The organism is Paenibacillus sp. G34 (assembly GCF_056856875.1).
Map to the genome: position 1 here is coordinate 5,784,406 of NZ_CM166469.1, position 11,921 is coordinate 5,796,326.

Genomic DNA, 11,921 nt, shown 5'->3' on the forward strand with positions numbered 1-11,921 from the left:
GCAACTCCAATTAGCCTGTTGTACACTCGTAATCTTTCTTACGTAATTTCAAGACACCTGTATCGGCACTTCTACCTTCCTTAGGCAATTCCAGCGCGTTATTACACATTTACTTTCTCACTTCCCGTACACACTTCCTTACGCGCTCTCTTCCGAGCGACCAGGCAGCATTTTCATGATTGTGGCAGCGACCAATTTACCCTGTTGCGCCGCAGAAACGACCATCGCCTCTCCTTGGCCTTGACCAAAAATGACGTCTCCTGCCGCGTACACCTGAGGATGAGAGGTACGATACGTATGCGCCTCGACTTCTACCACACCTCCATGGTGTTTCAGCTCGAACGCCTCAATGAGTGGCAATAACCGATTCTGTCCGATAGCCCGAATCACCGTGTCACATTCGATAACGAAGGATGAATTTTCTACCACCACAGGCATCGCACGTCCGCCGCCGGGTGGGGTTACGAGTTCCATTTTCACACATTCCACCGCTCGAACCCTGCCATTCTCGTCTCCAACAATACGCTGGGGCATCGTAAACCAACGAAACTCCACACCCTCCTGCTTGGCAAACGTGTACTCAAACGCATAGGCCGTCATCTGCTGCTCTCCGCGCCGATACAACATCTGTACTCGCTCTGCACCCAGGCGCACCGAACAAGTCGCCGCATCCACTGCCGTATTGCCTGCACCAATTACGGCTACATTCAGACCATGCAGCGCCGGTGGTACACCCTGTTTGGTCGATTCCACAAGTTCAATCGCATCATAAACGCCTTCCAGCGTCTCCCCTTCAATGCCCAGCATCGGGACCGCTCCCATCCCACATGCGAGAATGACAGCCTCATGTTGTTCCAGCAATTCGGGGGCCGCTATATCTACACCAACCCGTACACCGTATCGAATCTTTACTCCGAGTGACTCCACCTGATCGACTTCCCATAATGGGACCGACTCCGGCAGACGGAAGGATACGATGCCATAGGTATTCAGTCCGCCGCCTTTCGCCTTGGCTTCATAGATGGTCACATCATACCCTGCCCGGCCCAATTCGCGCGCTGCGGAGAGCCCTGCCGGTCCTGCCCCAACAATAGCGACATTTCTCCCGTTGGCAGGAGCTGCTTGAAACAGCGGTTCATGCCTCTCCCTTGCCCAGTCTGTCGCATAGCGCTGTAGATCACCAATGCGGATCGGCTTGGAGGACTCGTTCAGTACACATGCCCCCTCACATAACTCTTCTGTAGGACAGACACGTGCGCAACTCGCGCCAACCGGGTTGGCATCCATGATGGTACGAGCCGACCCTTTGAGATGTCCTGTTGCTATTTTTTTGATAAAAGAAGGAATATTGATATCCGTAGGACATGCCTTAATACATGGGGCATCGTAACAATACAGACAGCGGTTGGACTCTTCCATCGCTTCCTTATTGGTCATGGCTGGTTTCATCTCGCTAAAACGATTTTCCCAACCGTAATCCGACCATGCTGTTCCAGAACGGTTCATCAATGTCACGCACCTCCCGCGGATTAAAGATTATTGCCGTACCGTCCATTGATATGGCAAACAAAGGCCACGCCTAATCTCTCTGCAACACACACCCTAAATTCAATCTACAAGCTCACCAGATGTTCATAGGTCTCCGGTCTGCGATCCCGGTAAAACTGCCACACATTACGTACCTCCCGGATCAACTCTGTATCCATCTCGCCAATGACTACTTCATCCTGATCCCTGCTCCCCATCGCCACCATGCGCCCTCTCGGGTCCACCAGATACGACTGCCCATAAAACTCACCCATGTTCCAAGGTGCCTCCACGCCTACTCGGTTGATTGCCGCTACATAATATCCGTTGGCTACCGCATGCGCTGGCTGTTCCAGCTTCCATAGATATTCCGAGGTGCCTGCCACTGTAGCCGATGGGTTAAAAACAATCTCTGCCCCTGCCAGCCCAAGCAAACGTGCCCCTTCAGGAAAATGTCGATCATAACAGATATACACGCCCACTTTGGCGTAAGCCGTATCAAATACCGGATAACCGAGATTACCAGGTTTAAAATAATACTTTTCCCAAAAGCCGTTCGTCCCTTCTCCCGCCTCCACATGCGGAATATGATGTTTGCGGTATTTGCCCAGATACGTTCCATCCGCGTCAATCACCGCCGCCGTGTTGTAATAAGAAGCTATTCCCTCCACCTCATACACGGGCAAAACAAGGACAACACCAAGCTCCTTCGCCAGTTCCTGAAAACACCGGGTCGTCGGCCCTTCGGGAACCTGCTCTGCGGATGCATACCATTTAGGTGTTTGTTCCGTGCAAAAGTAAGGCCCGTAAAACACTTCCTGCAGTCCGATGATCTTGGCCCCTCGTGCTGCCGCTTCGCGCACAAGTGTAATATGCTTCTGAATGGCTGCCTCCTTATGCACTTCAACCGGGGCCGACCCTTCAATCTCATGGGAAGCCTGAATCAAACCGATGCTGATTTTTGCCATAACGTTATCCCGCCTCCTTTGGTGGATTACCGGTGCACATCTTGCGAATGGTGCGATAGAGCACCTCCGTACCTAATGCAATATCCTCCGGGGAGGAATATTCACTGGGATGATGACTGATACCGTCCTTGCTGCGGACAAAAATCATGCCATAATCGCACACATAAGATAATGCGAGCGCATCATGGAACGGGCCACTCATCAATTCAGGCATCGTTATCCCCAGCTCTTCCGCGGAAGAGCGAATGATGGACATCACGGACTCGGCACAATAACGCGGTTCACTGTTGGTATCCTCCGTGACGGTATAGGTCAGACCATACCCAGAGCTGATATCATCCAGCAAAGTCATCAAACGGGCTTCCAGCCGGTTTCGGCGCTCCATCTCCATATCACGCAAATCCACGGTAAAGCTCACTTCTTCCGGAATAATATTTCTTGAATCCGGAAACACCCTTAGACTTCCTACCGTACCGACAGTGGGCGCTCCCGGGTCTTCACGGACCATATCATCAAAGGCCGCAATCACTTTGGCACTACCCGCAAGTGCATCATGACGCATCCCCATCGGCACAGAGCCTGCATGCCCGGCCATTCCTTTCATGGTCACCGTGAGCCAGAGCGGACCCGAGATGCCTGTCACCAGACCGATCTGAGCATCCATAGCCTCAAGTACAGGTCCCTGCTCAATATGTAGCTCCAGATAACTGCCAATGGAACCGGGAGGATATACCGCTGCCGCGAATTGGGATGGCGAACACCCGAAGGATGCCAATGCCTCCCGGCGAGTGACCCCGTTTTTATCCTCGCGTTCCAGCTCTCCTTCCTCTAACTGATTTGTGATGCCTCGTGAACCAAATAAACCTTTGTTAAACCGTGATCCCTCTTCATCGCAAAAAGCAATCACTTCAATCGGCATGCATGGCTGTATGCCTTGTTCAATCAGGCACTGTGCGGCCTCCAGCGCACCGAGTACACCGATCGCACCGTCATAACGACCTCCATACGGCTGGGAGTCGATATGTGAACCGACCATCAGGATAGGTCTAGTTGCATCCGTGCCTTCAAGGCGACCAATTAGATTCCCGAAAGCATCCATTCGAGTCACAAGGCCTGCCTTCTCCATCCAAAACCTGACTTGGTTGATGCCCTCCATGTCCTCTGGAGTAAGGGCAAGCCTGCATACCCCTGTCTCTCCGATCTTGCCGATCTGAGCTAACTGTTCAATATGTTCATTCAGCCTCAGCTGATTAATGGATAACTCGGTTACGGTCTGCATCCTTCCTCTCCTCCTTGTCACGCGTTAAATCAACTCATGCCTACCCTCATCCAGACTGCGAAGTGCGGTAAACAAATGACTTACGATAAGATCCAGTTCTTCCTCTGTGGTGACAAAGGGCGGCGATAGGGTCAAAATGTTCGCAAAGCCCGGAACGGTGTCCCCGTTTTTGCCGATCAGGATGCCTTCCCGTTTACAATGAGCCAGCACCTTCATGACATTCTCCGTTGTCGCCGGTGAACCGTCCGGCTCAATCATCTCGATGCCACAGGTGAATCCGAATAGACGGATATCGCCTACAGAAGGAAGTTGAAGTAGCGGCTCCAATTTTTCGCCAAGCAGCTGACCTAGTTCTGCAGCCCTGCTGACCAGTTGCTCCCTTTCCAAAATCTCCAGATTTGCCAGCGCAACCTGACAGGATACCGGATTCCCGCCAAATGTGTTCACGTGGCGAAAGTGGCTATCCGTTCCTGGCTCACGAAAAGAGTCATACAGGTCGGCTCTTATCGCCGTGGCGGATAACGGGGCGTAGGCACTCGTCATGCCTTTAGCCATTGTGACGATGTCCGGCTGTACACCGTAGTTCTGGTGACCGAACTTCTGCCCGGAGCGGCCAAAGCCGCAAATGACCTCATCTACAATGAACAGCACGCCATAGCGCTGACAGATGTCCTGCACTCTGCGCATATAATCTGGCGGAGGAACAATCATACCGCCACCGGTAATCACCGGCTCCATAATTACGGCAGCCACCGTCTCCGGGCCCTCCCATTGAATGACTTCCTCATAGATGGCGGCACATTCAAGCCCGCAGCTATCTTTACTTTTTCCAAACGGACACCGGTAGCAGTACGGCGGAGGAACATGGGAGAAGCCTACACCGAGCGGCTCGTATTTGATCTTGCGTGCGGCCTGCCCCGTGGCGCCCAGTGCACCCATAGAGTTACCGTGATAGGCACGGTGACGAGAGATGAATTTGTGACGCGCGGGCTCACCGTTCTGATGGTGGAACTGACGGGCTATTTTGAAAGCTACCTCATTGGCATCCGAACCGGAATTGGAGAAAAAGATCCTATACTCTCCCTCTAGCCATTCATTCAGCTTCTCAGCCAGTAAAATCGCCGGTTCATGGCTCTGTGTCATTGGAATGTACGCGAGAGTTTTCATCTGTTCGTAGGCACGTTTGGCAATCTCCTCACGTCCATGCCCTACATTGACACACCATAGACCCGACATGGCATCGAGATAACGTTTACCCTCCTGATCCGTAATCCAGCTCCCCTCACCGCTAACGGCAATCAACGGGTGATCGTTATGGGGCGAGATATGGTGCCAGACATATTTGCGATCCTTCTCCAGCCATTCTTCCCTCGTACCGCCCAAACGTTGTGCTTGCTGATCCACAGAACTCATCCACCGTGCTCCCTTCTCTTATATGATCCGTATAGCAACGTTTCAACGTCATGCCCATTCATGTGATCACGTGCATCTAAGAACCCGGTATTATGCGACAACGATTAATTCATTCAGGTATCTAAGTTCCATGTCTCAGCCTCTTTCAAGGCTCCTCCTACATCTTCTGTTCTGCCAAACCGCCAGACCTTCCGGCTTATTTCACGGCCTCTTCATATATACTCTTCTCTAGCGCTTCATCCAGATTGGCTGCTTTCTTGATCAGTCCGTATTTCAGTGCGATATCTGCCGTGCGGGTAAACGATTCATCGACAAAACTTCCCACTTGTTTCTCGCTAAACCCTTCCGGGCGAATCAACTTGGCAATCTCTTCAAGCATCGTTACTTGATGTTCACGAGTCGTACTGCCCTCCGTCACATTATTCATCACAATGTCCACCGTCTCATCCTGATGATCAATGGCGTAGTTCCAGCCTTTCAGGATGGCCCGGGTTACTTTTACCGCCAATTCGTGATTGTTCTCCACCCAGTCCTTCTTGGCAATCAGCGTGTCCTCCAGCATGCCGACTCCGGCATCCTCAATGTTGAACACGTTCAGATCAGATTCTTTTGTGCCGCTCTCCAGTACAACGTGATATTCGTTATAAATCGTGGCCGTAGCCACATCCACCTGATCATTGAAAAACTGGTCCATCGTAAAGCCCTGCTTCACCAGCTCAATATCCTTTTTCGGATCGAGTCCATTCTTCTCCATAAAAGCAAGCACCTGAAATTGCTGACTGCCAAACCATGTACTGACCTTCTTGCCCTTCATCTGTGCCGGATCGGTAATGCCTGCTGACTTCTTCGCGATCAGGCGATAGCTGCTCTTCTGTGAGATCTGGGCAAGTGAAACGAGGGGAAGACCGTTATCCCGGCTGACCAGCAAACTGTCCACTCCCGTAATGCCCACATCGGCTGCACCATTAACGACCTGTTGCTCAATAACGATATCCGGGCCACCTGGAATAATCTCCGCATCAATGCCTTCCTCTGCAAAAAAACCTTGTTCCTTCGCGGCATATATTCCGGCAAACTGTGCTTGCGGTACCCATTTAAGCTGAATCTTCACTTTGGTTAATGGTTGCTCCGCCGTTCCTGAACCACCCGAGCTTGCAGCGGCTGGCTGCGACGCCGGTTCGCTTTTTGCAGAACATGCTGCCAGCACCAGCACCACACACAAGATCAACATCCCTAAACCCGGCTTCAACGTTTTGTACATGTACAGAACAACCCCCTGTTTATATATGGATTTTGTTAAGTCCAATCCTTATTTATGTGCTCATTTTTTCTGTACATGCCTGCCTACTTCGATTCCGAATGTACAGGGCTCCAGTGAAGCAGGCGCTTTTCAGCCAGAACCACCGTCTCATAGAGCACAATGCCGAGGATCGCTGCGATGACGATACAGGACCAGGCAAGCGGCATATTGGCGAGCCGAATCTGATCGGAGAGCAAGTAACCTAGCCCTTGGGATGCGATAAAAAACTCCCCTACAATCGCGCCGATAATACTGGTCGACATGTTGATTTTCAGACCCGCAAAGAGAGATGGCAGCGCATGGGGCATCCTTAGCTTCCAAAAGAACTGTTTCCTGCTCGCCGCCAAGCTGCTCAGCAGTTCTTCATACTGCGGCTGAATAGAGGTTAGCCCTTTGAACAGGCTGACAGCCATCGCGGCCATCGTGATGACCGACACGACGGCGATCCGGGACCAAATCCCGTCTCCGAACCAGTTGTTCATGATCGGAGCCAGAGCCACAATCGGAACAGCATTCAGCGCAGACAGGACTGTGACGGCTGCCCTGCCACTATTTGCAAAAAGTGAAGCTCCCATCGCAGCCAGAGCCCCTAGCAGCGAGCCAATCAGAAACCCGCCCAGCATCTCGGTACCACTGTAGATGGCATAGCGGAAGAGCATCTCGGCATTATCCCGGATGGATATAGCAATGGCGGAGGGTACGGGCAACTGATAATCTTCCAATGACAGCAGCACATGAAAGAAGCGCAGTTGCCACAATGTTAGAAAAATCGCTCCTGCGAGCCAAGGCAACAGGTTGCGGAGCAGCATGCCAGCCTTCATGCCAATACGCGAAGTACTTGTGCGGAAATGACCAGCAGATGAGGCCGAATGTTCTGCTTGTTGTCTCTGTCCCCTATTGTCAGGAAGAACATGCCCCGTAACTCCGCTTGTGGTTCCCTCATCACTTTTTCGCTGGAGTACACTACTTTTGCTCACGGCTACTCCCCTCCTTTGGGTCTGAATTCGGGCTGCCATGGAGTAAGCCAGTGTTCAGCCAAGCTGATGAACAGATAGGAGATGAGCCCAATGCCCATACTAAGCATGATGGTTGCCCAGAACATACCTGCTTGTGCTGAACCATAATACAGCGAGCTGACCATCAGTACACCAAGTCCATCAGGTGCTCCCATCAGTTCCACGACAATAGAGGAAGTCACCGCGAGTGGAGCCGCAATTTTCATGCCGGAGAATAAACCAGGAAGCGCCGAAGGCAGTAAACACTTTACGTAACGCGCTCTCCACGAAGTGCCATAGGCGCGCATGAGTTCCAGATGCTGGGGAAAAGCGCTTTTCAAACCTTTTAAGGTATGGATGATGACAGGGAAAAAGGTAACATATGCCGCCATGACAATTCGCGCCCACTCCGCATTATGAATAATGCCATATACGATCGGAGCAAGCCCGATCACCGGAACCATCTGTGAAGACACTACGTAAGGAGACAACGTGCGTTCAATCCAGACTGCGGCGCTCATGAGCAGTGCCAGTAATGCTCCTAGCAATGTTCCTCCGGCAAAACCGATGGCAGCATTGCCAAAGGTAACCGAACTTTGCTCCGCCAGCGTGTTCCAGTGACGGTAGAACGAATCCATAACAACGTGGAGATACGGCAAACGAGAAGTGGCCTGCTGCGGAGACATAAACAGATGTAGCATCCACGCCAGCCCTTCCCAAAGGACAAAGATCGATATGATCCAGATTATCACCCAGGCACGATAACCCGGTTTAAACAAACGAAGGAACATGGGTTTGATCACGCTCCTCATGAAAACAGTTACGAATTGCCGTTATCATCTGATAGAAAGGCTCGGTTTCCCTCAACTGGTTCTCTCGCTCGGCTGGAAGGTTCACGGAATGGATCGAATGCACTTGGCCCGGATGGGCAGAAAGTACGATGATGCGGTCCGATAAAAAGACCGCTTCGGGGATGCTATGGGTAACAAAGAGGAAGGTCTTTCCGGTAGAACGTTTAATCTCAAGCAGCTCCAGCTGCAATTTTTCTTTGGTGAATTCATCCAGCGCAGAGAACGGCTCATCCATTAATAGGAGGGGTGGATCAAGCGCCAGCGCACGTGCAATAGATACGCGTTGCTGCATTCCGCCGCTTAGTTGCCATGGATAATGATCTGCGAATCGGGTTAGTCCAACCATATCCAGCAGTTCGCTGCTAATGCGTCGACACTCTTTTCGCCGGGTACCTAGTAGTTCCAGCGGCAGCTCTACATTGTGGCGCACCGTACGCCAATCAAACAGAGCCGGGGTCTGAAAAACAATGCCAAACTGCCGTTGCAATCTTGCCTGCTTCGGTTCCTGTCCTGCAATTCGAACAAGGCCTGATGTTGGCTGAAGAAGATCAGCGACAATTCGCAGTAATGTTGATTTGCCACAGCCGGAAGGACCCAGCAGGGAGACAAATTCATTGGGGGCAATATGGAACGTCACATCGGATAGGGCCGTTACTTGCTGAGGACCACTGCCAAAGATGACAGAAACATGATCCACATCGATAAGACGTTGTTCCGAGGTAACGCTCTTGGATGGATGAAGAGATAAAACAGAGGGAGAGTTCATAGGCATTCTCCTTTGGCAAGATGGGATGGTTGGAGAAGACGTCAAGGTTGAATGGTGGAAGGTTAACCTACACAAACGTAACGGGTTGACTTGTTAGATACTACTATATCGATTTGGCCGGAAATTACATTATACAAACTGTGTGGAGTATGGGCTTGTACATGTGACACACTGTAAAATGAGAGTAACTCTCAGCATTTTTTTGCATATCTGTTGTATATCTCTTGCACATTTGTTGTGACATGAAATAACATGCAGTTGCCACAAATAAAATTTCCTCTCCACGCCCTCTTCTGCAAACAGCGTATATTCATTTGTATTAATTGATGGAATATTCGGAAAATATGACATATCCCCTCGTAATCCCATGAAATTTCATGTATAACGTTGGATATAGACAGAGTTTGGAATAAAGCCATGGTGGGATACAGTTGTACCAACGATAGCTTGAATTACCACGAAACCATGGAAAACGACATGTTTGAGGGCTGTTCAAATCTTTTTAAATCCAACATTTGGGGTGGTCATCATGTTTGATTGGCTGGGATGGAAAAAAGGATTGCCGCTGTGGTGGTCTTATCGGTTGAACGCGCACCGCGAGGAAGATGTAGAGCACATTTTCGAAGGGATCGCGGAGACAAGAAGACAGTTACTGATGGATTGGGCGAGTGATCAGTGGAGTCATCTGGATCGATTGCTTCAACAGATCGGAGCGGTTAACCTCCAAGAAGTGAAGCACGGATCACCACAGGCAGAGAAGCTGGATACCTGGTTTAAGGCGAGTTACGCACGTACCCAGGATAGCACGGAATTGTTCATTCTTAACGAGCAGCATGAAGTTTCATTTTCTACATACGAGAAACATATAGGTCAACGTTATAACCCTCACGAGAATATATCCTTCAGTCCCGGATTGAGCTATGCACAAGCAGGCATACATGGCCAGAAGTGTCTTTATGGTCCGTATTCTGATCCGCTTACACTGGAGATCGGGCCACGCTCGTCTACATTCCATGACGCGATTACCCTGATGTTTATTGCCCCTATTGTACATCAAGGGAAATATGCAGGTTCGCTATGTAGCCGCATTCCCGGCGATGTACTCGGTGACCTCATTCAGCGCGAATCGGGACATATCTACCCGGACTCAGGTGATAACTATCTGTTTATGGCCGAGTCTGTATTGCGGCCTGAGCTGCTGCCAGGTACTGCCCTGTCTCGAAGCCGCTTCGAGGATCGAACGTTTACGCATGGAGAAAACCTGAAAGACGGCGTGACCACCGATTGGGGCATCGTGTCTGTGCAGCAGCATACAGAGCTTGAACTGATGTTCACCGACCCTTCTACCGGCCAATTACATCCGGGCGTATCGAAAACGATTCAGAATGGCTCCAATCTGTTTGTGGCCTATCCCGGTTACTCGGATTACCGCCATATTCCAGTCATCGGTAAAGGTATCACCTTTCAACTTCCTCACTGCCCGGATCGCTGGGGCATGATGTGCGAAGGTGATCTGGAAGAAGTGTACCGAATACGCAGTATCGGATGGCGGCAATTCAAACAGCATAGCTTCTATATTATGCTCTCGGCCGTTCTTGCCGCCGCCTTGATTTTTGCGTTGACAGGCAGTGGATGGAACGCTGCTGCAATCGCTGGCTTTCATGTCATCTTTGGATTCTTTGGTGCATTCCGGCTTCATCGCAAACAATACAACCGCGTCCATACGGACTTGCGCAGCCTCACTCAATTCATTCGAGTGAATGCAGAGGGGAAGGGTGATCTTACCCAGCGTCTGGACACCAATGCTTTTGCTCAAGATGAATCAGGTGAACTCGCCAAATGGATTAATAACATGATTGATTCTCTGGAGAGCATTATGCTCAAAGTCCAGCGGGCTACGGGGGACGTGATGGATAATCAGCATCTGATGCGTGCATCTACAGAGACTACTCAAGTGACTACTGACCGCGTCAACCTCAAGCTTGGTTCAATGATTCAAGCTACCCGTACGCAATTACAAGACCTGGATCAAGCCAAGCTGGCCGCCGATCATATGCGATTGACTCTAAAACAGTTGGAGGCATCCGCTAATGAACAGATTATTGTAGCCCGACAGGAAGTAGGTCGCATCGGTGATAAAATGATTCAAATCTCCGGTGCCGTGTCAGATACAAACCAGACGATTCTCTCCTTCCTGGGCACGATGAAAGACATCTACCGCGCCTTGGCGGTCATTGAAGAAATATCCGCACAGACCAATCTGCTCGCATTAAATGCGACAATTGAAGCCGCTCGTGTCGGAGAGCATGGACGCGGATTCTCGGTTGTGGCTGAAGAGATTCGCAAGCTGGCTGATGTGTCCCGCTCCTCCACGGAGGACATTCATCAGATTTTGGATCGGATCTCGACGGCGGCAAGCGCAGCTTCCAAGCAGATCACCGAAGGAGATCAGGTGCTTGCCGAAGGAACAACGTTGGTTCAAGCAGCCTCAGAGCTTCTCCAAAAAGCCACTGCCGAAGAAGCAGAGCGTACCCAAGTCGTCGATCAGGTCGTATTTTTGATGGAAAATATCGCCGCTATCAGCCACCAAAATCGGGTGACCTCCGCCGAAGTGGAAGCCGAGATGATGGCGTTGATTCGGGATATGTTGAAAGTTCAACAATCCTCCCATGATGTGGAGGCCATTACCCTGTTCCTGCAACAAGTCGTTGGCCAATTTCAGTTGAATCAGCCTGCCTAAATTGCTATCACGGGACGTCATCATTGACGCGGATTGGAGAAATAGCTAAAATTTGATGCAACTGTTGCTTTTACAATTGTCG

General features: G+C 50.7%; 9 protein-coding genes. 1 reads left to right on the forward strand and 8 read right to left on the reverse strand.

Features of this window, described 5'->3' with window-relative positions:
- Nucleotides 1-138: 138 nt before the first annotated feature.
- The 8 genes from AC1VYS_RS26220 to AC1VYS_RS26255 all read right to left on the reverse strand — a co-directional run bounded on the left by AC1VYS_RS26220 (nucleotide 139) and on the right by AC1VYS_RS26255 (nucleotide 9,099).
- Nucleotides 139-1,506: an NAD(P)-dependent oxidoreductase gene (locus AC1VYS_RS26220; protein ID WP_482915132.1), complete on the reverse strand. Its 1,368-nt coding sequence runs from the start codon at nucleotides 1,504-1,506 to the stop codon at nucleotides 139-141.
- 107 nt (nucleotides 1,507-1,613) lie between these two features.
- Nucleotides 1,614-2,495: a nitrilase-related carbon-nitrogen hydrolase gene (locus AC1VYS_RS26225; protein ID WP_482912055.1), complete on the reverse strand. Its 882-nt coding sequence runs from the start codon at nucleotides 2,493-2,495 to the stop codon at nucleotides 1,614-1,616.
- Nucleotides 2,496-2,499: 4 nt separating this feature from the next.
- On the reverse strand, nucleotides 2,500-3,774 hold the full coding sequence (locus tag AC1VYS_RS26230; RefSeq protein WP_482912056.1) for a M20 family metallo-hydrolase: 1,275 nt from the start codon (nucleotides 3,772-3,774) through the stop codon (nucleotides 2,500-2,502).
- Between the two features lie 24 nt (nucleotides 3,775-3,798).
- Nucleotides 3,799-5,187: an aminotransferase gene (locus AC1VYS_RS26235; protein ID WP_482912057.1), complete on the reverse strand. Its 1,389-nt coding sequence runs from the start codon at nucleotides 5,185-5,187 to the stop codon at nucleotides 3,799-3,801.
- A gap of 196 nt (nucleotides 5,188-5,383) precedes the next feature.
- Nucleotides 5,384-6,448 (reverse strand): ABC transporter substrate-binding protein, encoded by a 1,065-nt coding sequence (locus tag AC1VYS_RS26240; protein ID WP_482912058.1) that lies wholly within the window; start codon nucleotides 6,446-6,448, stop codon nucleotides 5,384-5,386.
- An 83-nt stretch (nucleotides 6,449-6,531) separates the two neighbouring features.
- Complete coding sequence (locus AC1VYS_RS26245) at nucleotides 6,532-7,464, reverse strand: ABC transporter permease (RefSeq protein ID WP_482912059.1); 933 nt, start codon at nucleotides 7,462-7,464, stop codon at nucleotides 6,532-6,534.
- 2 nt (nucleotides 7,465-7,466) lie between these two features.
- Nucleotides 7,467-8,273, reverse strand: a complete 807-nt coding sequence (locus AC1VYS_RS26250) for an ABC transporter permease (RefSeq protein ID WP_482934434.1) — start codon at nucleotides 8,271-8,273, stop codon at nucleotides 7,467-7,469.
- Nucleotides 8,254-9,099, reverse strand: a complete 846-nt coding sequence (locus AC1VYS_RS26255) for an ABC transporter ATP-binding protein (protein WP_482912061.1) — start codon at nucleotides 9,097-9,099, stop codon at nucleotides 8,254-8,256. Before AC1VYS_RS26255 ends, AC1VYS_RS26250 begins: the two co-directional genes overlap by 20 nt.
- A 529-nt stretch (nucleotides 9,100-9,628) precedes the next feature.
- Between AC1VYS_RS26255 and AC1VYS_RS26260 the strand changes: the two genes are divergently transcribed.
- On the forward strand, nucleotides 9,629-11,839 hold the full coding sequence (locus AC1VYS_RS26260) for a methyl-accepting chemotaxis protein (RefSeq protein WP_482912062.1): 2,211 nt from the start codon (nucleotides 9,629-9,631) through the stop codon (nucleotides 11,837-11,839).
- Nucleotides 11,840-11,921: the final 82 nt, after the last annotated feature.

What these genes read in the sequence shown, in the direction of transcription:
- AC1VYS_RS26220 (WP_482915132.1), bottom strand. Translation starts at nt 1,506, where the DNA reads ATGAACCGTTCTGGAACAGCATGGTCGGATTACGGTTGGGAAAATCGT.
- AC1VYS_RS26225 (WP_482912055.1), bottom strand. Translation starts at nt 2,495, where the DNA reads ATGGCAAAAATCAGCATCGGTTTGATTCAGGCTTCCCATGAGATTGAA.
- AC1VYS_RS26230 (WP_482912056.1), bottom strand. Translation starts at nt 3,774, where the DNA reads ATGCAGACCGTAACCGAGTTATCCATTAATCAGCTGAGGCTGAATGAA.
- AC1VYS_RS26235 (WP_482912057.1), bottom strand. Translation starts at nt 5,187, where the DNA reads ATGAGTTCTGTGGATCAGCAAGCACAACGTTTGGGCGGTACGAGGGAA.
- AC1VYS_RS26240 (WP_482912058.1), bottom strand. Translation starts at nt 6,448, where the DNA reads ATGTACAAAACGTTGAAGCCGGGTTTAGGGATGTTGATCTTGTGTGTG.
- AC1VYS_RS26250 (WP_482934434.1), bottom strand. Translation starts at nt 8,273, where the DNA reads ATGTTCCTTCGTTTGTTTAAACCGGGTTATCGTGCCTGGGTGATAATC.
- AC1VYS_RS26255 (WP_482912061.1), bottom strand. Translation starts at nt 9,099, where the DNA reads ATGAACTCTCCCTCTGTTTTATCTCTTCATCCATCCAAGAGCGTTACC.
- AC1VYS_RS26260 (WP_482912062.1), top strand. Translation starts at nt 9,629, where the DNA reads ATGTTTGATTGGCTGGGATGGAAAAAAGGATTGCCGCTGTGGTGGTCT.